Annotated in this window: 19 protein-coding genes and 1 pseudogene; 4 read left to right on the top strand and 16 right to left on the bottom strand. The window is 63.7% G+C overall.

The features are described 5' to 3' along the window. Positions 1-54 precede the first annotated feature (54 nt). From GMOLON4_RS08035 to GMOLON4_RS08025, 3 genes are all read right to left on the bottom strand, one after another. Positions 55-1,833, bottom strand: a complete 1,779-nt coding sequence (locus tag GMOLON4_RS08035) for a type IV secretory system conjugative DNA transfer family protein (RefSeq protein ID WP_026937338.1) — start codon at positions 1,831-1,833, stop codon at positions 55-57. Then, positions 1,830-2,363 (bottom strand): hypothetical protein, encoded by a 534-nt coding sequence (locus GMOLON4_RS08030; protein ID WP_026937339.1) that lies wholly within the window; start codon positions 2,361-2,363, stop codon positions 1,830-1,832. The genes GMOLON4_RS08035 and GMOLON4_RS08030 overlap by 4 nt, the downstream gene beginning before the upstream one ends. An 87-nt stretch (positions 2,364-2,450) precedes the next feature. Next, positions 2,451-2,804 (bottom strand): ArsR/SmtB family transcription factor, encoded by a 354-nt coding sequence (locus tag GMOLON4_RS08025; RefSeq protein ID WP_026937340.1) that lies wholly within the window; start codon positions 2,802-2,804, stop codon positions 2,451-2,453. 87 nt (positions 2,805-2,891) lie between these two features. Between GMOLON4_RS08025 and GMOLON4_RS08020 the strand changes: the two genes are divergently transcribed. After that, positions 2,892-4,199 (top strand): NAD(P)-binding domain-containing protein, encoded by a 1,308-nt coding sequence (locus GMOLON4_RS08020; RefSeq protein WP_026937341.1) that lies wholly within the window; start codon positions 2,892-2,894, stop codon positions 4,197-4,199. A gap of 1 nt (position 4,200) precedes the next feature. Next, complete coding sequence (locus tag GMOLON4_RS08015) at positions 4,201-5,418, top strand: MFS transporter (protein WP_026937342.1); 1,218 nt, start codon at positions 4,201-4,203, stop codon at positions 5,416-5,418. A gap of 17 nt (positions 5,419-5,435) precedes the next feature. Here the strand turns inward: GMOLON4_RS08015 and GMOLON4_RS08010 are convergent, their stop codons facing one another. The 8 genes from GMOLON4_RS08010 to GMOLON4_RS07975 all read right to left on the bottom strand — a co-directional run bounded on the left by GMOLON4_RS08010 (position 5,436) and on the right by GMOLON4_RS07975 (position 12,738). Next, a complete protein-coding gene (locus tag GMOLON4_RS08010; protein WP_245575488.1) occupies positions 5,436-6,521 on the bottom strand; it encodes an ArsO family NAD(P)H-dependent flavin-containing monooxygenase in 1,086 nt (361 codons plus the stop codon). Further along, entirely contained in the window at positions 6,518-6,928 is a 411-nt protein-coding gene (locus tag GMOLON4_RS08005; RefSeq protein ID WP_026937344.1) for an arsenate reductase ArsC, read from the bottom strand. Before GMOLON4_RS08005 ends, GMOLON4_RS08010 begins: the two co-directional genes overlap by 4 nt. Positions 6,929-6,948: 20 nt before the next feature. Then, positions 6,949-7,941, bottom strand: a complete 993-nt coding sequence (locus GMOLON4_RS08000; RefSeq protein WP_026937345.1) for a metalloregulator ArsR/SmtB family transcription factor — start codon at positions 7,939-7,941, stop codon at positions 6,949-6,951. Beyond that, positions 7,938-9,032: an ACR3 family arsenite efflux transporter gene (arsB, locus tag GMOLON4_RS07995; RefSeq protein ID WP_051267060.1), complete on the bottom strand. Its 1,095-nt coding sequence runs from the start codon at positions 9,030-9,032 to the stop codon at positions 7,938-7,940. Before arsB ends, GMOLON4_RS08000 begins: the two co-directional genes overlap by 4 nt. Positions 9,033-9,073: 41 nt before the next feature. Continuing rightward, positions 9,074-9,397, bottom strand: a complete 324-nt coding sequence (gene trxA, locus GMOLON4_RS07990; protein WP_026937347.1) for a thioredoxin — start codon at positions 9,395-9,397, stop codon at positions 9,074-9,076. Then, on the bottom strand, positions 9,394-10,371 hold the full coding sequence (gene trxB / locus GMOLON4_RS07985; RefSeq protein ID WP_026937348.1) for a thioredoxin-disulfide reductase: 978 nt from the start codon (positions 10,369-10,371) through the stop codon (positions 9,394-9,396). The genes trxA and trxB overlap by 4 nt, the downstream gene beginning before the upstream one ends. A 103-nt stretch (positions 10,372-10,474) precedes the next feature. Then, the gene (locus tag GMOLON4_RS07980) at positions 10,475-11,968 is read right to left on the bottom strand and encodes an ATP-binding protein (RefSeq protein WP_026937349.1); all 1,494 of its coding nucleotides are present in this window, start codon (positions 11,966-11,968) and stop codon (positions 10,475-10,477) included. Continuing rightward, a complete protein-coding gene (locus tag GMOLON4_RS07975) occupies positions 11,965-12,738 on the bottom strand; it encodes a hypothetical protein (protein WP_026937350.1) in 774 nt (257 codons plus the stop codon). Before GMOLON4_RS07975 ends, GMOLON4_RS07980 begins: the two co-directional genes overlap by 4 nt. A 33-nt stretch (positions 12,739-12,771) precedes the next feature. Between GMOLON4_RS07975 and GMOLON4_RS07970 the strand changes: the two genes are divergently transcribed. Next, entirely contained in the window at positions 12,772-13,605 is an 834-nt protein-coding gene (locus GMOLON4_RS07970) for a hypothetical protein (protein ID WP_026937351.1), read from the top strand. Between the two features lie 14 nt (positions 13,606-13,619). On the opposite strand, the pseudogene GMOLON4_RS07965 reads toward GMOLON4_RS07970, so the two are convergent. From GMOLON4_RS07965 to GMOLON4_RS07950, 4 genes and pseudogenes are all read right to left on the bottom strand, one after another. Continuing rightward, positions 13,620-15,085: pseudogene (locus GMOLON4_RS07965) on the bottom strand (SCO6880 family protein). Positions 15,086-15,091: 6 nt separating this feature from the next. Next, complete coding sequence (locus GMOLON4_RS07960) at positions 15,092-16,501, bottom strand: conjugal transfer protein TrbL (protein ID WP_026937352.1); 1,410 nt, start codon at positions 16,499-16,501, stop codon at positions 15,092-15,094. Positions 16,502-16,536: 35 nt separating this feature from the next. Next, positions 16,537-16,848, bottom strand: coding sequence for a DUF6112 family protein (locus GMOLON4_RS07955; RefSeq protein ID WP_026937353.1), 312 nt, complete (start codon positions 16,846-16,848; stop codon positions 16,537-16,539). Positions 16,849-17,033: 185 nt separating this feature from the next. Next, positions 17,034-17,423 (bottom strand): heavy metal-responsive transcriptional regulator, encoded by a 390-nt coding sequence (locus GMOLON4_RS07950; RefSeq protein WP_026937354.1) that lies wholly within the window; start codon positions 17,421-17,423, stop codon positions 17,034-17,036. 100 nt (positions 17,424-17,523) lie between these two features. Here GMOLON4_RS07950 and merA point away from each other — a divergent pair, with 100 nt between their 5' ends. Next, a complete protein-coding gene (gene merA / locus GMOLON4_RS07945; protein WP_026937355.1) occupies positions 17,524-18,900 on the top strand; it encodes a mercury(II) reductase in 1,377 nt (458 codons plus the stop codon). A gap of 222 nt (positions 18,901-19,122) precedes the next feature. On the opposite strand, the gene GMOLON4_RS07940 is transcribed toward merA, so the two are convergent. Next, positions 19,123-19,725, bottom strand: a complete 603-nt coding sequence (locus tag GMOLON4_RS07940) for a cadmium resistance transporter (protein ID WP_025102592.1) — start codon at positions 19,723-19,725, stop codon at positions 19,123-19,125. Positions 19,726-19,795: the final 70 nt, after the last annotated feature.

Below are 19,795 nucleotides of genomic sequence, written 5' to 3'. Positions count from 1 at the left end.
CCGCCTTTGTTCAGCCGCTGCGACAGGTAGGTGCGCGATCGTCACCCGTGCTTGCTAATGCTTGGGGTGCTCCAGCAGAGCCTCGGTCGCCGAACGATCGAGGCGGAGCTTCTCTCCGTCAGCACGTTTCGGCCATGGGTGTAGATCGGTGATGATTGGTGCCGTCGATCGGAGCAGAATCACGCCGGACCCGAAGGGGAGCGTCCGAATGCGATCCGGCGGCAGAATGGGGACTCTGCGGACGGAGCGCTGACTGGAGCGTGAGCCGTAGTCGCCGAACGTAACGGAATCGGTGAATTCGTCGCGTTCGCCGATGAGGGTGGAGAGGTCTTGGAGGTCGCGAGAGTTCGATGCACCGCCGAGGATGATCTTCGCGATGCTTGCGTCCCAGATCGCAGCGGCCTGATTTTCTGACCACTTGTCGCGTGCTTGAGCGAGCGATTGGAGCACCGGCATCGTCGTGATGCCCGTGCCGCCACCCTCGGCCATGAGGGTTGGCAATGAAGGGAGCGGGGCGAGGTTCCCGATCTCATCGAGCGCGAGCAGTAGCGGTGGATCCAGCCTCGCGCCGGGTGATCGTGCGGCCATGCGGCGCGCGGTTTCGACGAGGTCTTCGACGAAGGCAGCGACCAGCGCGGCGCTGTTTCCGGCACCAGCTCCGGTCGCGAGCAGGTATAGCGTGCCCCGGCTGCGAATGAACTGCTCCGGGTCGAAGTGCTCGCCCTCAGTGGGGCTTACCGCGTCCAACACCCTGGGGTCGGCGAGTGACGCCAGTGCGAGCGACACTCCCTGCCAGATACTGTCGCGAGTGCGCGGGTCAGCGTCGAGCATTGCTTCCAATGATTCGGCCCATCCGGTTGCGGCGAGCGGTGAACCGGTGAGGATCGCAACGGCCTCGGCGGCGGCCGCGGGGTCGAGCGTCCATCGGAATAGTTCCGCAGGGGTCCTGTGATCGAGGGCTGCGGCGTGGAGGAGCGCTTGTAGCGCGACCCGGGTCTTGCCCTCCCAGAAGCCGCCACCTTCGACACCACCAGAGGAGAGTTCGGTTGCTGCCGCGAGACCGGTCGCTCGGATCATCGCAGTGAGCGGATCCTCGCAGCCTCTGATCGGTGACCATCGCAGCCCGGCAGGAATGCCTTCGGCCAGGTGTTGTGGATCGAAGACCGCGACAGGGCCCATGCGTTCTCGTGCCTTGAGCGTCACGGTGAGGTTGTCTGGGCGGGTGGACGTTGTGACGACTGCGCCTGGGGCGTCGAGGATGGCCGGGATCACGAAATGGAGACCCTTGCCTGAGCGCGGAGGACCGATCAGCAAGATCGAATCTTCGACGCTCGCCCAGATCTGTTTGCCGTGCGAGCGACCAAGCAAGAAACCCACATCCTCCGGCTTCGGATGCTCAAGCGAAGGACGTAGCGTCGCAGCCCGACGAAGGAGTGACTTCGAGGAAGCGCTGGATGCGACGTCGTGCCCACTCGCGGTTCCTTGGAGCTTGCGGGGGTCGATAGTGAGGGCCCGAGTATGGCGTCGTATCCGAGCCCAGGCCCACACAATCGCGGTGGTGAGCAAACCGAGAAGAAGAACTGCTACGACCCAGTACACAACTGCATTGAGGCCGTGCGCACCAAGTGCCGTGGCGGGGTCAGCGGGGGCAAAGAGCACGTTGACACCCCCAGCGAAGCCGATTTCAGGCTGCTTAGCACCAGTAAGAAACGCTGCGACCGATCCGGCCCCGCGGAGTACGGCGGCGAAACCGAACAGTGCGAAGAGGCCAATCATGAGGGCGTTGGTCAGCTCCTCTCCAAGACCTCGGCTGTGAGACTGGGCGCTCGTCATGACTGCAACCGCTCGACGACAATCACACCTGAGATGCGCCCGATGAGCAGGAGTTCTGCGTTCTGACCCGCAATGTGGCTGAGATCGACAACTGCGCGAGCTGTGCCGTCTGCGGCGCCTTCCGCGCTCGATAGCATGAGCGCAATCGTCACGTCCTCACCGGGGATGAACCCGGAGCCGCGTATCTCGATCAGTTGATGAGTCGTTCGATGGCGCGCTCGCCGCGTGGCACTGGGCAGCGGCACCTCGTCTTCGATGCGCTCGCTGCGAGTGGCGTGGATGATGTCAGTGAATACCGAGCCGTCGTACTCGTGCACCTCGACGCGGAGTGTGCGCGTGCGGTGCGCGGAGAGTGCGTCGAGCAGATCACCGAACCGACCCCGACTCCATTCTGTATCTGGCGTCGAAGGTGGGAACTCATGTCCGTCGTACGTGACGTGCATCGCGCCACGCTCATCGACGCTGATGCTGGCGATTGGAAGGTCGACGGAGGGATCGGGTAATGAACTTCGAGTGTTGCGCTTGCTCATGCAAAGAAGGTGCTCAGTCGCGCGCGATCGATCTCAGACGTCCCCAATCAGCCACACCTGACCGAGAACTTGTGGTGGCATGAAGGCCTAGACGGTGAGGACCGAGCGGGCGGCCTTTTCGACAGCGCCGTCAACCGTCCGGTAGTACGCCCAACGCCCACGCTGTTCACGAGTGACAAGGCCCGCCTCGACGAGCAGTTTCATGTGATGTGAGACAGTCGATTGTGAGAGCCCCACGGGCTCGGTGAGATCGCAGACGCACATCTCACCGTCGGCACTCGCGACGATTAGTGAGAACAACTTTACTCTGGCGGGGTCGCCGAGCGCTTTGAACACCTGTGCGAGGTGCTGCGAACGTGAGTCATCGAGTGCCGCATCGTTTGCGGGCGCGCAGCACGTGCGTGCCGTGATCTCTTCGGTGGTACTTCCCGGGGTTGCCATAGATCCATTCTCTCGCACGTATTGACATTTGTCGATGCATTCGACATGCTTGACCCATCGAAGAATGTCGATAAGAGAAGGTATGAAATGAATCCTGTCGTCGTAATTGGTGCAGGCCCACAGGGACTTGTCGCCGCGGCCCATCTTGTGGAGCGCGGAATCGAACCGCTCGTGCTGGAAGCGGGACCGGGTGCGGCTTCCGGCGTTGCGGAGTGGGGCCACGTGCGCTTGTTCTCGGACTGGGCCGAGCTGGTCGATGCGGCCAGTGCCCGGCTGTTAGAGTCCACGGGCTGGGTGCAGCCCGAGAGCGGATTTCCGACCGGAGCGGAGTGGATCGACGGGTACCTCGCCCCGCTCGCTGAGGCGCTGGGCAATCGCGTCCGGTACGGCTCGCGCGTGGTCGGAGTCAGTCGCAAGGGTCGTGACCGCACGGTCGACGCGGGCCGCGACGAACAGCCCTTCGTCGTGCACGTGCAGTTTGCGGATGGGGGCGAGGGTCGCATCGATGCTCGTGCCGTGATCGACGCCTCGGGCACGTGGCAGACCCCAAACCCGGCGGGCGCCGACGGGTTGCCTGCCCTCGGTGAGCTGGCGGCGGTTGAAGCCGGGGCGCTCAGCTACGGCATCCCGACCAGCGAGTCGGCAGCGGCATTCGGCGGTGAGCACGTGGTCGTGGTCGGCAATGGCCACTCTGCGGCGACCGCCATTACTCTGCTCGCGCCCGTGGTACGCGAGGCGCCGGGCACACGGGTGTCGTGGGTGCTACGTCGCGGCCTGGTCGGCAACACCTTCGGCGGGGGCACAGCTGATGAGTTGCCGGAGCGCGGAGCGCTCGGGCAGCGCGCGAAGCAGGCCGTCGACGATGGGCTTGTCGACCTGGTCACCGGGTTCCGCACCGAACAGATTCTGCACGAGGACGGCCGGGTGGTCCTGGTCGCAGAAGACGGGCGGAGACTCGATCCTGCTGCACGCGTGTTCGTTGCGACCGGGTTGCGTCCCGACCTGTCGTTCTTGTCTGAGATTCGACTCGATCTCGATGTGCGTCTTGAGGCCCCGGTGCGTGTCGCGGAGGAGGTTGACCCGAATCTCCACTCCTGCGGGTCGATTCGTGCGACCGGCGCGGCGGATCTCGCACACCCCGAGCAAGGCTTCTATATTGTCGGCGCGAAGTCTTATGGTCGTGCGCCGAACTTCCTCGCACTGACCGGGTTCGAGCAGGTGCGTAGCGTGGTGGCGGAGATCGCGGGCGATCACGAGGCTGCCGCACGAGTCGATCTCGTGCTCCCCGACACGGGCGTGTGCGGAGGCGCTGGCGACTTCGACGCCCCAGACGCGGTGAGCGGCGCGGGCTCGTGTTGTGCTCCCAAGCCGGTATCGCTGACGCTCACTGTGTGACGTGCGAGAACGCCCGCCGCGGCTGGGTGTGATGCTCGCCACGCTCAGCGTCACGGTCACCGTGTCGTGGGGGTTGCTGTACTACGCGTTTCCCGTTCTTGCACCGCAAATCGTGAGCGACACGGGCTGGTCTGCCCAGTTCGTGACGCTCGCGTTCTCAGGGTCGCTCGTGGTGTCCGCGCTCCTCGGGGTGCCGGTCGGGAAGCTCATCGACCGACACGGCCCGCGCTGGGTAATGGCCCTCGGGTCCTTGCTCAGCGCGGCGGCGCTGGCTCTCGTTGCCGCATCTGACAATTCGATCGTGTTCGCTGCCGCGTGGATCCTTGCGGGATTCGGAATGTCGGGCGTGCTGTACCAGCCCGCGTTCGCGGCCATCACCTCATGGTACGGCGCGCGCAGCCTCGGGCCACTGACCACGCTCACGCTGGTCGCTGGCCTGTCCGCAACAGTGTTCGCTCCGCTCGTCGCGCACGTTGGGGCGGCTGTCGGTTGGCGTGGCACTTACCTGTGGTCTGCCGTCGCTCTGGCACTAGTCACCGCACCAGCGCACTGGATCCTCTTGCGACATTCGCGACCCCAACAGCACGCTGACCACACAGCTCGGTCTCTCGATGAGCGGGGGTACGTGTCAGGAGTTCTCCGCCGTGGCCAGTTCTGGCTCTTGACGGCCGGGCTCACGATCGCATCCGCCGCGATACATACGGTGTTGATCGCGATGATGGCGTTGATGCTCGAACGTGGACTGACGACGTCCGAAGCTGCGTGGGTGCTCGGACTCGGCGGGATCGGGCAGGTCGCGGGGCGTGTCTTCTACACCGCCTTCGCGCGGCGAGCGTCGCTCACCATGCACACCGGGGCAGCGTTTGCGATCGTCGCCGTGAGCGCTGCGGCATTCGCGATCCTTTCCGGCCCGTTCGCGGTGCTCGTGGGAATCTCCATGGCAGCCGGGGTCGGTCGTGGCATCGGGACCCTTCTCCAGGCCACCGCTGTGACGGATCGTTGGGGGCCGCGCGCCTATGGGCAACTCTCGGGGATAGTCGGAACACCCACCATGTTGGTAACAGCGATGGCGCCGTGGATCGGCGTGGTACTCGCCGGAGCGTTCGGCAGCTACGCGGCCGCCTTCGGCGCGCTGGCTGTTATCGCGGGTATCGCAACGCTCCTCCTGATCGCCAGCGCTCGTGTTGAAACCCGATCGCCCTTGGCGCACGTGCGATAACGTCGGCTTCCGCCCAGTCAGCTATTGACGATATCTGCGACGGCGAGCTTGGCTGTGCGGCTCGCGCCGACGATGGTCGCCGATGCGATACCCGTCCAATCCCCATAACCGAGTAGGTCCAGCCGTGGTTCATCTGCTGAGCGTGTCCCGTTCGTGAGCGGCTCGCCTGCCCGAGTCGTGAGATGAAGCGGTGCGAGGTGGTCGAGGGTGGGCCGAAACCCGGTACACCAGATGACCGCATCGCACTCCCACTCGCTGCCGTCCGACTCGATAACCCCGTGGGCGGTGAGCTGATGAAACATCGGGAGTGTGTGGAGGACACCGCGATCACGTGCCTCGCGGACACTTTCCACCATGACGACATCACCCAGCGCTGACACACCGGCCGTCTGTTTTCCGTGTCGTTGCGCGGCTTCTCGACGGCTTGCGACGTCGAACAGTACGCGGCCGTCGACGTCGTCCGGCATGAACCGGGGTGGCCGCTGCGCATACCACCGGGTCGCAGCGACCATGGACACATCCGCGAGGATCTGCGCCGCAGAGTTGCCACCGCCGACGACAGCGACCCGTTTCCCCTGGAAGGAGTCGGGTGACGAATAATCGACAGTGTGGAGCTGCTTCCCGGTATAGGAGGATTCGCCAGGGTACGTCGGTACATAGGGGTTCCCCCAAGTGCCGGTCGCGCTGATCACGTGAGCGGCCTGCCAGGTGCCGTGGTCGGTGTCCACTGCTAGCTGTTCCCCATCACGTCGAACCGCGCTCACCCGGACCGGGCGATGGGTGGGGAGGTCGTAGCGGTGCTCGTACGCGCGAAGATAGTCGACGACGTGCGAAGCGGTCGGATACTCCTCGCCTTCCTGCCTTGGCATCGGCCATCCCGGCAGTGGGCTGTACTCGGCCGGGGAGAAGAGACGGAGCGAGTTCCAGCCATGCTGCCATGCGCCGCCAGGATCGGCGGACGCATCGAGGATTACGAAGCGCACACCCGCGCGGCGTAGGTAGTATCCGGCGGCTAGTCCGGCCTGGCCGCCACCGATGACGACTACATCTAGGTCCCGATCCGCCAGCGGGATGGCAGAGGGGCTCTGCGTAGGCTTGGTCACTGCTTTCCGAGCAGTTCGCCGACGAGGGTTTCGATTCTGCCCTTGATGTCGTCGCGGATGGGCCGGACGGAATCGATACCCTGACCGGCGGGGTCATCGAGCTTCCAATCCTCGTAGCGTTTGCCGGGGAAGAAGGGGCAGGCGTCGCCGCACCCCATCGTGATCACCACATCGGAGGCCTGTACAGCCTCGGTGGTGAGTACCTTCGGGGCTTCCGCGGTGATATCGATGCCCTCTTCGCGCATCGCTGCGACCGCTACAGGGTTGATCTGCTCGGCGGGCATCGACCCGGCCGAACGCACCTCGATGGCGTTGCCCGCGAGGTGACGTAGGTAGCCTGCGGCCATTTGCGAGCGCCCGGCGTTGTGCACGCAGACGAACAATACTGACGGCTTCTGATCGGTCATGAGTATGGAAGCTTTCCGTTTCAGTCGTTGGTGAGGGAGTCGATGAGGGTGCGCACGCGCCCGGCGATGTCGTCGCGAATCGCGGCAACACCCTCGGGTGAGGCGAGGGCCGGGTCGCCCACGGCCCAGTCCTCGTAGCGCACCCCGGGGATGATCGGGCACACATCCCCGCACCCCATCGTCACGACGACATCGGCGGCGCGCACCGCATCGTCGGTGAGGGGCTTCGGGAATGCGGCGTCGGTGCGCTGGCCGCCTTCGATCTCGGTGAGGAGAGAGCGCACGTGCGGGTGCACGTCGGCCGCGGGTGCGGATCCGGCTGAGCGGGCGACGACCCGGCCATCGGAGAGTTGGTTCACGAGTGCGGCTGCTAGTTGCGAACGGCCCGCGTTCTGGACGCACACGAACAGCACCTGCGGCACGCCGGTTTTCCGTTCACGGGCGAGGTCTGTCAGGCGTTGCCGAGCGAACCGCTCTGTCAGGGGAATCAGGTGCTGGGGGACACGGGCGGCGCGGGCAAGACCCGCAAACGACTCCCTCACCATCGCAATCACGAGGTCGCGGCTTTGGTCCGCGTGTTCGTCTGCGAGTTCCTCGGCGAGACGTGTCACCCGGGCATCCATTTCGACCAGTGCGTCGGCCTTCGCGAGGGCCGCATCGCTCGTCTCGCTAGTTTGGTTCGCCAGCGCTGCGGGGGCGAACGCGTCAAGCAGGGAGCTGACCGCGTGCTGCTTCTCGGGTGCGATGCGGTACCAGACCCAGGTACCTCGCCGCTCGGAGGCCAACAGTCCGGTGTCCTTGAGCACTTTCAGGTGATGGGAGACAGTGGGCTGGGAGACGTCGGCGAGTTCTGCAAGGTCGCACACACACGATTCACCGCGCGGGTCGGTCGCAATGGCCGACAGCACGCGCAGTCGGAACGGGTCAGCGAGGGCCTTCAAAGTGCTCGCGACGGTGGTCGCTGCGCTCTCGCCGATCGCATGCGCCATGGACGGAGTGCAGGTGTCTGTCATGATGTCCTCGTCTCAATTGCCGGGTCGGTTGCGGCTTCCGTCACTGGAACTGCGACGGAGCTGTACGGGTCGGTATGGAACCAGGCACGTGCCACCCACAGCGAAACATAGACCAGCCCGACGAGCACGGGCACCTCGATGAGGGGCCCGACCACTCCTGCGAGGGCTTGACCTGACGCAGCGCCGAACGTGCCGATCGCAACCGCGATCGCGAGTTCGAAATTGTTGCCTGCCGCAGTAAACGCCAACGTCGTGGATCGCGCGTATCCGAGCCCGAGGCCCTTCCCGAGGAGGATTCCTGCGAACCACATCACCAGAAAGTAGATGAACAGCGGCAACGCAATCCGGGCAACATCGAACGGGTTCTCGGCGATAGCCTCACCCTGCAACGCGAAGAGCAGCACGATCGTGAACAGCAGCCCGTAGAGCGCCCAGGGCCCAATGACTGGGAGAAACTTCTGTTCATACCAGACGCGGCCGCGGCGCTTCTCACCGATCCAGCGAGAGGCGAACCCGGCCATGAGTGGCACGCCGAGGAACACAAGCACGTTCAACGCGATCTGCCACAGCGACACCTCAAGCCCTTGTGTGTCGAGACCGAGCCACCCAGGTAGCACGGTCAGGTAGAACCAACCGAGCACCGAGAACATGACCACCTGAAACACGGAGTTGATCGCGACGAGTACCGCGGCCGCCTCGCGGTCACCGCAGGCGAGATCGTTCCATATCACCACCATCGCGATACAGCGTGCGAGGCCCACGATGATGAGGCCCGTGCGGTATTCGGGGAGGCCTGGTAAGAAAACCCAGGCGAGCGCGAACATGACTGCCGGGCCGACCAACCAGTTCAGCAGCAGCGAGGAGACCAGCAACTTCTTGTCGCCGGTGACCGCGGCAACCTTGTCGTACCGGACTTTCGCGAGCACCGGGTACATCATCACGAGCAGCCCGAGTGCGATGGGAACCGAGATGCCGCCAACTTCCAGGCGCGCCAGTAGCCCAGATAACGCTGGCACGAATCGGCCCAGCAGCAGGCCAGCGACCATGGAGAGCCCGATCCACAGTGGTAGCCACTTGTCGAGCGTCGACATCCGCTTCGGTGTGATGAGGGATGCAGGGGTGATCGTCGTCCTCATGCGATCACGTCTTCAATCTTTGCCGCGATCACGGGCTTCGGATGCGCGCCGATCAGCACATCTACACGTTCGCCTGCGCGGTAGAATCCGATGGTGGGTATCGACGTCACTCCCGCAGCAGTCACCGTTTCCGGGTTGGCGTCGGCATCAACCTTCACAACTTTCACCCGGCCCGCATACTCTTCCGCGAGCGTGTCGAGGATCGGCGCAATCGCCTTACATGGGCCGCACCATGCTGCCCAGATATCCACGAGCACTGGTAACTCGGATTCGATGACTTCAGCGTGGAAGGTGGCATCGGTGACATGGGTGATGCTCATGCGGAGACCGCCAGAACCCGTGCGTCGGCAGCGCCGTCTGGTGCCAGCTGAGCGAGATAGTGCTGCGCATCCTGGGCGGCTGCGCACCCGGTCCCTGCAGCAGTAATCGCTTGCCGGTAGGTGTGATCCACAAGGTCGCCCGCGGCGAACACGCCGGGAAGGTTCGTGCGCGTCGAAGGGTGGTCCACAAGAACATACCCATCGTCGTCTGTCGCGATTTGGTCGTTCACAAGTTCGGATCGAGGGTCATGCCCAATCGCGACAAACACCCCGGAGACATCGAGATCCCGTTCGGCGCCAGTCACGGTATCGCGTAGCCGAAGCCCGGTGACTTGATCCTCTCCAAGGATCTGCATCACTTCACTGTTCCAAGCGACCTCGATCTTCGGGTCAGAAAGTACACGTTGCGCCATGATCTTCGATGCGCGAAACTCACCGCGCCGATGAACCAAGATCACCTGTGATGCAAACCGAGTCAAGAATAACGCCTCTTCCATGGCCGAGTCGCCACCGCCGATCACGGCGATCTTCTGCTCGCGGAAGAAGAACCCATCACAGGTTGCACACCATGACACGCCGTGCCCAGACAGGCGCTCTTCCTCGGGGAGCCCAAGCTTGCGATACGCCGAACCCATCGCAAGGATCACCGCGCGGGCGCGATAGGTCACGCCATTCCCCGTCTCGATGGTCTTCACGTCACCAGTGAGTTTCAGGTTGGTCGCGGTGTCATACACGATGCTGGCGCCGAAACGTTCGGCCTGTGCCCGCATCCTCTCCATCAGGGCGGGGCCTTGAACACCATCCAGGAAGCCGGGAAAGTTCTCTACCTCGGTAGTCGTCATCAGTGCGCCGCCCGCGGTCACCGCTCCCGCAATCACCACCGGCTCCAGACCGGCGCGCGCCGCGTACACGGCGGCTGTGTATCCGGCAGGCCCAGAACCGACGATGACCAACTCAACTTCTTGATTCGACATACTTCTATATTGATAGAAATCGAAATGACTATCAAGTCTGGTTGGCCCCCGTCATCAACTGTTCATGTTGGGGTGCGCTCGCTCTTGGGTTATGGGTTGCGAATCAGTGGCGATTCGAAACCATGCGGCCCGTCGTGTCGAAGAGTTCCAGCTCGTCAGGATGCAGTTGGTGCTGGCAGACGAACGAGCGATCCTTGATGCGCCAGAGGCCCTGGCCAATGCCGAGACCGGGCAGTAGCTTCTGTTCCGTACCGGTGAGCCCGAGTGCTCCGGCAGTGACACCGAGTTGGTCGGATTCCTGCCGGTAGATGATCCGCGTCTCGGCGTTGGCCAACAAACTGTTGGCGAGCGCGCGCATGGCGGAACCTTCGTCACCGACGTTTTCCAGGTCGGTCAGCTTATGGAAGATCAGCATGTTCGCGATCCCGTAGTGACGTGCGAGTCGCCAATGGGCATCCATCCTTCGCAGCAATGCTGGGTGGGACATGAGTCGCCAGGCTTCGTCGTAGATGCACCAGCGTTGGCCGCCGTTGGGATCGAGCAGGGCGGACTCCATCCACGCTGAGGAGCAGGTCATGAGTACCGAGATCAGCGTGGAGTTCTCGGTCACGCGTGAAAGGTCGAGTGAGATCATGGGCAACGTCGGATCGAAGGTCACCGTTGACGGGCCGTCGAAGAGCCCGGCGAGGTCTCCAGCCACAAGCCTTCGGAGTGCATGCCCGACCAGCCTCCCGTCTTCGGCGAGTCTCCCCTCGGGGTCGGCGTCCTGAGCAGGGGCGAGGATGTGTTCGACGACCATTGGCAAGATTGGTACATCGTTGCTGCGCACGACCTCGGTCAGTGCGGTGTCGATGGCTGTGTGTTCCAGCGGGGTGAGGGGTCGAGTAAGAACGGTCTCAGCGAGTGCGCCGATCAGGTCGCGGCGCCGAGACGCGACGGTGGACGCCCAGCTCTCGTCGCTCATGCCTGAGGGGCGGTAGCCCTCGTCGAGCGGGTTGAGTCGTGTGGCGAGTCCGTGCCCGAGCACGATTGCCCGTCCGCCGACGGCTTCGGCGACGGCCGTGTGTTCGCCCTTCGGGTCACCTGGCACGTAGACGCGGCGCCCGAATGGGAGGGACCGTGTGTAGAGGCTCTTTGCAAGGCTGGACTTCCCGGAGCCTACGATGCCCGCGAGCACGAGGTTCGGGGCGGTAATAATACCGCGGGCGTAGAGCACCCACGGGTCGTAGACGAAGGAGCCGCCGGAGTACAGATCTTGGCCTACGAAGACGCCGTCGGATCCGAGGCCGCCCTCCGCGAGGAATGGGTACGCCCCTGCGAGGGTGGCAGAGGTGTCCTGATGTCGGGGCAGGCGGAACCTGCCTGATGAACGCAGCTGAGTGGGGCCCTGCTCCCCGGCGGCGGGGAGATACGATGTGCCCCGACGCTCAGCCAACTCGGCCAGATACTTCGCGCGGGTTTCTTCGCGTTCCGAGTGCTGCTGCTCGATCTGTAGGTTTGCTGCCGCCTTTTGACGTTGCTTGCGCACTCGACGCTTCTCAGACGCTGGAGCAACGAGGACCGCCGTATGGAGCCGCTCGGCTTCATCCCGGTTCATAGACCCAGTCCTCGCTGTTGCTTGAGTGCCGTGATGTTCGCAGGCTCGAACCAAGATGCTCGCTGCTGACGCGGCGCCGCTCGGCGTGCACCAAGGCCGCGCGAATCGTTCGGAAGTCCGTCTTCGGCTTCGATGGTGTGGAGTCGATAAAGGGCGACGTGGTCGAAGCTGTGACTGTAGGTGAGGTGGTAGTCACCCTCTCGCAGCTCGTGCTCCAACGGTCCGCTGGGCGGCTCGTCGTAGACATACCCGTTCTCCATCGCCGCGCTCGTGGTCTCGTCTCCGTAATCCCAGCTCTTCAGGTGGTCGAGTCCGGCGGTAGGGCCGTCGGTGTCGATCATGTCGAGCACCTCGTCGGTTTCTTCACCTTGGATGAAGACGACGTTGACCCACCGAGTTGCCGGGGTGTCTTCTGTCGCGGGCGCGTCGTACCAGGCGACACGACTCGCTGCAGATGCTGCGGCGTTCAGTCGATCCTCGGCTTGGTCGATGCATGTTGCCGCCTGGTGCAGCTCATCGGCGGCAGCGACCGCGTCCGCTGATCCAACGGCATGGTCGCCGTGATCGTCGAACGCATGGGCACGATTGCTTATGTGGGCAGTAGCGAGCTGATCGAGCACCTGCCTCAGCGAACGGACTCCCGACAGCAGGTCGCCGAGCACACCGTAAAGATCCTGGGGGTTCTCGAAGTTGCGTGATGCATGCGCGAGCCCGCGCAGCGCCTCGGATGCTTCACCGGCATCGGCGCCGGGATCGTAGAACGTAGGCATCGTGACCTCCTCAACTGAGTCAATGCTTGACAGGTGTACGAGCCGACCCGCCCGGCGGCGCTGAGTAAGCTGAAAGAGGTTGAGTTTGGTAATGGGATGGGGGAGACCGTGTCTGGGGAGGGCTATACCGATTACGACGCGATCATCCGGGTGTTTGACGGGACGAAGCTCTCGAATTCCAGTTACTCCGAGGCAGCAGTTAGTTCGCTCCTGCGAGACCCTCTTTCCAATTCCCTCGAAACGCATGCTCCGATCTTCTTGAAGGACCCCTCCGAGGAGGGGATAAAGAAGGTCATGGACGCGATCAAGGACTTGCCACCAGGGACGAAAGTCATCCTCATGGCGGGTGCTTTTGTCGTGGTCGGTGGTGCTATCGCTGTCGGAAAGAACTGGGAATCGATCAAGAGCTGGGGAACGAGCACGCTAGGCAAGCTCCGTTCCAGGAAAGCCGTTGTTTCGAAGACATCCGACATCGACGCAGTGGAGATCGATATCCAAGAAGTTTCGACGGAGATTGAATCGGTCGAGATCTCGACAGAAGTCGAGACCTCTGAGGGTACGACCGTGGTCAGCTTGACGCCCGAACAATGGAGGCAGCTCTTCCAGAGCGCCGTGACCCTCAATTCCTGGGAAGAGCAGATATGGCTCTTGCTCTCGCATGCAGCCATCGAGGGCGGCGATGCCAAGGTGCTCAGTTGGCAGCGTCAGATGCGCGAATTACAGCCCAACGAAGTCGCTGGGATCGTGCAGGAAATCCTCGCTGATGCCCCCGACCTTGCGGACGACAAGGCAATCGCGGACCTCATGCAAGTTGTGATTCGAAGGCTGAATGAAACTGATGAGCGTCCGAAATCGATCGGAATATGACTCCTACTGCAAATTCAAACCACCCGGCACAGTGGCAACGCAGCTGCGGTGAATGCCTGCGCCTGCTGACCAACCAGGAGACGGGTCTCGCAGGAGGCTTGGATGGCGGCTTGCTCGATAGCAGCGACTGCGGCGTCGAGATCGTCGGCGGTGCGTGCTGAGACCGAGATGAGACCCGTGTAGCGGAGCACACCGTGCCCGGCAGTGAGGTCAGCTTCTTGCTGGAGCACATCGTGAAATTCCGCCGTCTGCGATGCATCCTCGATCTGACCGATCCGCTGACGCTGGGCAGCATCCGAGATGTACTCTGTCTTCTTCTTGCGGATGTCGCGCGCCGCCTGATCAGAGCGCATCGGGGTGCACAGAAGCGAGAATGACCGCTGGATCCCCGTCGAGAGGAGCAGTGGTGCGAGGAAGACTGGGTAGACCATCGACCGCGGCCATTCCGAGATCCACAGCACCGCGTGGAATGTCGAGTCGGTGCGCAGCCTCGACCAAGACTCGTTGACGGCGACCGGCCCGGCCGTCGCGAGGGACTGCCCAAGTTCACCGTGCCGTTCGAGCGTTGCGGCGACGGCAGGGTCGTAAGCCGATCGCAGGATCACCGCGATCTCACCGCACGTCAGCCAGGACGATGGTGAGAGGTCAGCGGATCGCAACGCGGCAACGAGCGTGGACATCTCTTGACGGAGCACTGCCGCCGCGCCGCGGATGCCGCCACCGGCAGTGCGGATCTGGCGTGATGCTGAGCGCATGTCGAGGGAGAGAGACAGCGTGGTCGCGTGACGTTCTCCGGCGGGCCCGGCGCGGTCGATCAGCTCAGCGTACGTGGTTGAGGCCCAGGAGGCGTCGGCGTTGCCATGCGACGCCCACCATTCGGCAAGCCCTGTCCCAGAGTCGGGCAGCGTTCGTTCCAGCACCTGGAGCATCGAGATGCGTCCTGATCGGCATACGGTTGCGAGCACGCGGCCCCACGAGCTGACTCGACGTTCCTGTTCGCCTGGGTCGAGAAGCACGAATGCGGGATGCGAGACTGCGACGATCGCCGTCAGCGTTTCAGCGGTCGGATCATGCACCATCCCTGCGCCCTGGTGGGGTCGTCGTACTCGCGGAGCCGCGCCATATCGCCAGGAAGCGCAAGAGTCCCCGCTGGGCGAGGTTTCACAACTCGTCGACGGTAGAGAAGTTGCCCACCCGTTGTCTTCCACATCCACCAGAAGACCACAGGGATCCATTCGACGATCGCGCGTCCAGCGATCCGGATCCACACCACGGCCGCCGCGGCAAGCCACACGGGTGCAGAGAATGCGATGAGAATGCCGCCACCAGCGTAGAACGCCCATACGAGCGTGCCGACCCCGAGACCGAGAGCAACCAGTTGCGACAGCGACAGCCCGAGTAGGACACCTCGGCGAGTAAGCCGGGAGAACTTCACCGGGACGAGGTCACCGGCGCGTTGCGCGTCGTGATTCTTCGGCATGATCGGTCACTCCTTGCCGTTTGGCCGGGGCCGCGGGGTGCTAGGCGGTGCGGGATCTGATCGTGGTGCTGGCGGTTGCGGAACAGAGGGAGCCGCTGTTGCAGTCGGCGTCGTAGCCGGGGCAGCCCCGATTTCACCTGCGCCAGTCATCGCTGTTTCGGCGGTGCCACCGATCGCTTGCCCAACCTTCGGCCCAGCGGTCGCTGCTCCCTTGACGACTTCGGCTCCGATGATCACGGCTGCTGCAGGCCCGACCGCCGCGGCAGCTCCAGCACCAGCGCCCGCTCCGGCACCGGCACCGGCACCAGCACTGGCTCCAGCGCCTCCGCTCGCGCCGGTTCCCGCCTTGGCTCCTGCTGCGGCTCCGCTGGTACTCGCTCCAGGTCTGGTCGTTGTGCCTCGCGCACCGCTCGATGCGGGAGTTGCGCCGGAACTACCGCCGGAGCCGCCATCGAGGACTTTCTTCACGCCGTCTCCTTGCGGCTTCGACGGAACAGGAACGGGGCGGTTGACGGCGTTCTTCGCTTCCTGCTCGCTTCCCATCGCCTGGTAGAGGTCGAAGCCGAGGAACGAGATGAATCGGTAGACCATGTAAGGCGCGAACGCGGCGATGAATAGCAGCACAATGCCTGAGATCGGTTCGGTCACGGAGGCAAGGTCAGCTTCGATCGGCGTCGAGACCTGGGTGATGGCGATGAGGAACACGACGACGAGCACGAGCTTGGACACGATCAGTGCGACCACGAACGCCACCCATTTGCCGACCCATCCGCGGGTGACATCCCAGGCCGCACCTGCGAAGGCGATCGGCGCAAGCACAATCGCCACGAGCAGCAGAGCTTTGCGAATGAGGAGTGAGAACCAGACAATCGCGACCGCACAGATCATGAGCCCGGCGAGGAAGATCGTGATGATCGCTCCGACGCCGGGCGCAGCAATATTGATCGTGGTGAGGCCCGCAGTGAGCAGCGCGATCTTGTCGCCCATCGTCTCGGTGGTCTCTCCCGCAGCCTGGACGATGCCGATGGAGAGCTGGTCGACCATCTCCAGCGCCGTTGCCGTCAGCGTAATGACGACAAACGAACCGAGCACAGCTTTGGCCGCCCCGAGCGCTGCGCGTGAGAGCGCAGCGGGTTCGCGCCGGATCAAACCTAGACTGAGTTGGAAACAGAAGAAGAGCAGCACGATGAAGACACCGATACCGAACAGCAGGTTGTAGACGTCGAGGTAGCCCTGCGACTGGACGTCGACGAGGGTGGTGCTGTCGAAGACGGTCCACATGGCTTCGATGAGCCATCCGGCGGCTTGTCCCATCGTCGCGGCCAGCCAGTCGAATGGGGCAGACACCAGCGATGCGGCGCCCTCACCGACCGCATCGCACACACTGGAGATGACGGGGATATCGCAGACACTCATGGCATTGCTCTCGAAGTCGGTGGATTTCGCGAAGCTCACACCTGCTGCCCGACGTTCCAGAAGAAGTTGATCAGAGTTACGGAGGCACCGCAGATGATGGCGGCGCCACAGGAGACGAGTACGCCGAACTTGCCGCGGGAGGCGAGGTGGGGATTGGATGAGTTCGCGCCGAATCCCCACACGATCGCCGACACGATCAGTGCGAGCACGGACAGGATCAGCCCGATCGTCATGACGGCGCCGACGATGACGCGCAGCTGCCCGATTCCGGGCAACCCCGAGTCGTTGGGAGTCACGTCGATATTCATTGGCAGGACTGCGGTGAGGGTCGTGATGAGTTCGAACACGGTGGCTCCTTGGCGTGAACACCGCCCGCGGCGGTGACGGAACAGGGTCGAGAGCCAGGTGCGCAGATCATCTCCCGCGGGGCATAGCCCGATCCGCCAAGTCCACTCGCCGAGCCACGAACGCGGGCACTCGGTCGTACTACCTCAACCTCATGCCGTCAGCGACGATGTGTCGCGAACGTCCTTCAGAGGTAGCGGCAGATGGACTCTGGAGCGCAGGGTTCGGATGCGGTTGCCGTGGCGTTTGCGCGAAGCTCGACGATGTTGGAGCGCAAGGCCTGCAACTTTTCGATCTGCGCGTCGATGTCTACGAGCTGACGGTCAAGGAGGCCTCGCACGTGATCGCAGGGCGAATGGCCCGAGTCACGAACATCCAGAATCTCTGCGGTTTGTGCCAGGGTGAGCCCGGCGGCACGTGCCCGGTCAATGAATTCAAGCCTCTGAATTGACTCGTCCCCATAGCTGCGGTACCCAGTCGGGGTTCGTTCTGGCTGCGGCAGTAGCCCGCGCTCTTCGTAGTACCGGAGGGTCGACGTAGTAGTCCTTGCCTTTTCGGCGAGTTCCCCGATCCGCATCGTGACACCTCCGGAGTCAGCTTGACCTTCAACCGTACTTGAAGGTTCATCCTATTACGAGTGGTCGAACGTACGGCCCGGTTCGATAGGGGGAAGTACCATGACACAACACAGCGAGTTCGACCTTGCGGTGATCGGCACTGGCGGCGCGGCAATGTCCGCAGCAATCCACGCTCGCTTGGAGGGTGCGAGCGTCGTCGCCATCGAGTCCGGCACCCTCGGCGGTACCTGCGTGAACGTGGGCTGTGTGCCTTCGAAGACGCTCCTCGCGGCCGCTCACATACGCCACGCCGCGATCTCGAGTCCGTTCCCGAGCGTCTCCACGATTGCTGGCAACGTTGACCTCGCCGCGCTCATGCAACAAAAAGACGAGCTGGTCGGCATGCTCCGCCAAACCAAGTACGCAGACATCGCCACCGCGTACGGATTCGAGATCCTTCCCGGCACAGCCACGTTCGCCAGTCCATCCACGCTGCTCGTAGATGGCCAACCGGTGCGTGCCAAGTCGTATCTCATCGCTACCGGTGCAGAACCACTCATCCCGGCAGTCCCCGGCATCGAACAAATTGAGTACCTGACGTCGACCACAGCGATGGAACTGACTGAGCTGCCCGATTCGCTGGTCGTGATCGGCGGGGGTTTCGTTGGTCTGGAACAAGCGCAACTCTTCGCCCGGCTCGGGGTCGACGTCACCGTCATCGGACGGCTCGCCTCGCACACCGAACCCGAACTTTCCTCGGAACTCCGCAAGGCCTTCCTGGATGACGGAATTACTGTCATTGGTGACCGTGCCGCGAGCATCGCACGTATCGACGGTTTGGCGCACGTGACGACGGCCCGGGGGACTGTGGCTGTGGGTGAACGGGTACTCGTAGCCACCGGCCGCACGCCGCGCACCGAGAGACTCGACCTTGCCGCGGCGGGCATTGCGACCGACGCGCGCGGTTTCGTCATCGTCGACGAACTGCAGCGGACAACCAACCCGGCCGTGTTCGCCGCCGGTGACGTCGCCGATGCACCCCAGTACGTGTACGTCGCCGCGATGGCAGGAAAGATCGCTGCGCGGAACGCACTCGGTAGCGCTGAGCATGTTGACTACACCGGGCTCCCCTCCGTGCTGTTCACCTCGCCTCAGCTTGCTTCCGCCGGGATCACCGAAGCAGACGCCATCGCCGCCGGATACCGGTGCGCTTGCCGCTACCTGCGACTGTCCGATGTGCCCCGAGCGATCGCCAACCATGACACCCGCGGTGGCATCAAGATTGTCGCCGATGCTGACACCGGCAAAGTTCTCGGCGTCCACGCCCTCGCCGACACCGCTGGGGAGATGATGCTCGCCGCGACCTACGCGATCAAAGCCGGATTCACCGTCACGCAACTCGCCGACACGTGGGCTCCGTACCTCACCATGGCGGAAGGCATTCGCCTCACAGCGAACCTCTTCCGCAACGAACTCCCCACCTCCTGCTGCGCCTGACACAAGAGCCGGGCTCAGCGATGTGGTGGTCCAAGTGGTATCCGCGACGCCTTCAGCACCGGCACCGACCGCGTGATCGATGCCTACGCGGTCAGCGTGGGCTCAGTTGAGGCAGCGGCGCCGAGCGCGTCGTCTGGGCCGCTGACACGCGGAGCACACCAGGACACTCAGCCGCCAGGTAGCAATCACAGCACGCTGCCATGTACGTAGTCGGCTACGAGGTCAGAGGCCGAAGGCACCGCCGCTCACGAGGATGAAGATGCCCAGGCCGATGAGCACGATCGGAAACAGGATGTGTTCCCAGCGTTCCAGGAGTTCGGCGATCGGTCGGCGGGTGGCGACGAACTTACCCAGGCCGACGAGGGCGGCGACCAGGGCGAGGAACACGATGCAGTACGCCACCACGGCCGCTGGGCCCACGCTGAGGAAGACCGGGACGTAAACGCCGATGTTGTCCCCGCCGTTGGCGAAGGTCACCCCGGCCACCGTCCACACCCCAACCTTTTTACCCTCGACCTTTGCCTCATCGTCATCGTCCGCACCGCGGTTGCGCCAGGCTTGCCACGCAGCCCAAAGTCCCAGCCCCAGCGGAATGAGTCCGAAGTAGGGGATGACCTCTGGCGGCAGGAACGCCCCTGCCCCGAGCGTCACCAGCACGGAGGCGCCCAGGATGCCGATGAACCCGAGGTACTGTCCGACCAGGATTCGGGCGGTGGTCCCGCGCTGGCCCGCGCCTCGGGCGAAGAACAGTGAGAGCACGATGATGTCATCGATGTTCGTGGCGATGAATAGGCCGATCGCCTGCAGGACGGAGGACAGGATCATGCGCCCACCGCCGCGTTCCAGTAGCCCGGCGACCCAGCGCTTCCGGCAGCCGCGTGCCGTTGATGCTCTG

It is taken from the genome of Gulosibacter molinativorax (assembly GCF_003010915.2).
Lineage (GTDB): Bacteria > Actinomycetota > Actinomycetes > Actinomycetales > Microbacteriaceae > Gulosibacter > Gulosibacter molinativorax.
Note: the sequence above shows the minus strand (reverse complement) of the source record. Positions and strands in the feature narration are given on the sequence as shown.